Origin of the sequence: Mesorhizobium sp. M5C.F.Ca.IN.020.32.2.1, assembly GCF_004023105.1 — a bacterium.
GTDB classification, from domain to species: domain Bacteria; phylum Pseudomonadota; class Alphaproteobacteria; order Rhizobiales; family Rhizobiaceae; genus Mesorhizobium; species Mesorhizobium wenxiniae.
This window is the reverse complement of sequence record NZ_RZSX01001167.1, coordinates 1-1569: the sequence shown is the minus strand read 5'-3', so window position 1 is coordinate 1569 and position 1569 is coordinate 1. Positions and strand designations below refer to the sequence as shown.

Here is a 1569-nt window from a genome sequence, read left to right as displayed (position 1 = left end):
CCCCACCTGACGCCGCGAAGATCCGGCGGCCTATCGTGGCCGCATTATGCGAGCCTCCGGAATACTTGCCGCTGCCGGAAACCAACCTACGTCACCCAAATGAGAAAGATCCTGTTCATAACGGCAGCGGTCGTAGCGATGGCTGTTCTCGCCATGCTGGTCTGGGACGCGCCAAAGCGGCCGGGCGCCGATCCGACCGAACCGACCGCCGCTCAGGCAGAGTAATGTAGCTCCTGCTTCGGTCAATTTCTCTTCAGGTGCAGCCAACAACATCCGCCGAATATCGCAATTCGCGCAGCGGTTTGACCTGGCTGGTCGTCTCGGCATAGAGCGGATGCGCCTTATAGGCGGCCAGAGCGGCATCATCCTCGAACTCGGCATAAACGACCACGTCGATCTCGTCCGAAAGCGGGTCAACCTTGGTGTTGAGCGTCACCTCGAAAAGGCGGGAATGGGGAATGTTGCCCAGCGCCAGCAAGCCCCTGCGTACGGCCTCGACATCCTCTTTGTGCCGCGCGCTGAAGAAAACGATATGCCGGATCAACCCAGCCTCCTCGATCGATGTGCAAGCGTGTTTTGTGTGGGCAAAACGCTCGCGTCAACCGGCAACGATGTCGCGGCGACAACGCGTTGGGCGGGGAAAGAAACCTAGACGATACTGGTGATGTAGCGCAGGACGCGCGTTATCTCCCCGACCGTGGTGTCGAGATAGCGGCCCTGATTGTAGAGTCCGTCCCAGATCAGGAAGAACGTGACGGCGCAGATGACGATGACATAACGCATGCGTGAAACTACTGCATCTGGGTGGCTGCAACCATAGTGATTCCAGCGTTGAGCAGCGCCCTCCCCCAGAATCTATCCATTGATCCGTGTTCGCCTGCCTTGGCTCTTGAAGTTCCCTTTGATGGCATGAAAGATTGCTGCGGGGATTCATCGGGAGGCGGCGTTCGCGCCCTGGCGAATGAACTGCAAGAGTGTGTGGAAACCGGCCATTTTTCGCCGGCGCCGCAGAAGTCCCGGGGGCGTGACATAGCTCACAAGGAAGACACCGGCGTTGCATCGGGCGACGGGGTCAGGTTGGACGAGTTCAATTTCACCGAAACCGCTAAAAGCCTGCCGGCCAAGGCGCGGATGGTGCTGTCGGCGGCGATGAACTGCCGCGCGGCTCGCTCAAGGTGAGGATGCCGGAAGGCCGCGCCGTCCTCGTCGGCGGCAAGGCGCCGGGTCCGGACGCCGAACTGGTGCTCAAGAACTGGCGCTTGCACGGCCGCGCCTTCAACGGCGGCACCATCGGCATCGCCGAATGCTACATGGACGGCGATTGGGACAGTCCCGACGTGACCAGTTTCCTGGACTGTTAGTGGTCAATTCTGAAATCAGAGAGAGCATCGCCGGCGGCGCCAGTTGGCTGGTCAACGCCGTCCAGCGGGTCCGCCACTGGTTCAACCAAAACACCCGCACCGGCTCGAAGCGCAACATTTCGGCGCATCACGTTCTCGGCAACGCCTTTTACAAGGAATGGCTGGATCCGAGCATGACCTATTCGTCCGGCGCTCTATGCGGCTGGCC

At 60.5% G+C, this 1569-nt stretch carries 3 protein-coding genes and 1 pseudogene; 2 read left to right on the top strand and 2 right to left on the bottom strand.

Annotated elements, in window-relative coordinates; all coding sequences use genetic code 11:
• The first annotated feature begins 99 nt into the window (after window positions 1–99).
• Window positions 100–225 (top strand): hypothetical protein, encoded by a 126-nt coding sequence (locus tag EOA86_RS41360; protein WP_277569092.1) that lies wholly within the window; start codon window positions 100–102, stop codon window positions 223–225.
• A 28-nt stretch (window positions 226–253) separates the two neighbouring features.
• Here the strand turns inward: EOA86_RS41360 and EOA86_RS34005 are convergent, their stop codons facing one another.
• Window positions 254–544, bottom strand: a complete 291-nt coding sequence (locus tag EOA86_RS34005) for a Dabb family protein (RefSeq protein WP_065008787.1) — start codon at window positions 542–544, stop codon at window positions 254–256.
• A gap of 104 nt (window positions 545–648) precedes the next feature.
• Entirely contained in the window at window positions 649–783 is a 135-nt protein-coding gene (locus EOA86_RS41355; protein WP_281035728.1) for a hypothetical protein, read from the bottom strand.
• Window positions 784–1029: 246 nt separating this feature from the next.
• Between EOA86_RS41355 and EOA86_RS34000 the strand changes: the two are divergent.
• Window positions 1030–1569, top strand: a pseudogene (locus EOA86_RS34000) (SAM-dependent methyltransferase); the annotation flags it as partial.

What these genes read in the sequence shown, in the direction of transcription:
- EOA86_RS41360 (WP_277569092.1), top strand. Translation starts at nt 100, where the DNA reads ATGAGAAAGATCCTGTTCATAACGGCAGCGGTCGTAGCGATGGCTGTT.
- EOA86_RS41355 (WP_281035728.1), bottom strand. Translation starts at nt 783, where the DNA reads ATGCGTTATGTCATCGTCATCTGCGCCGTCACGTTCTTCCTGATCTGG.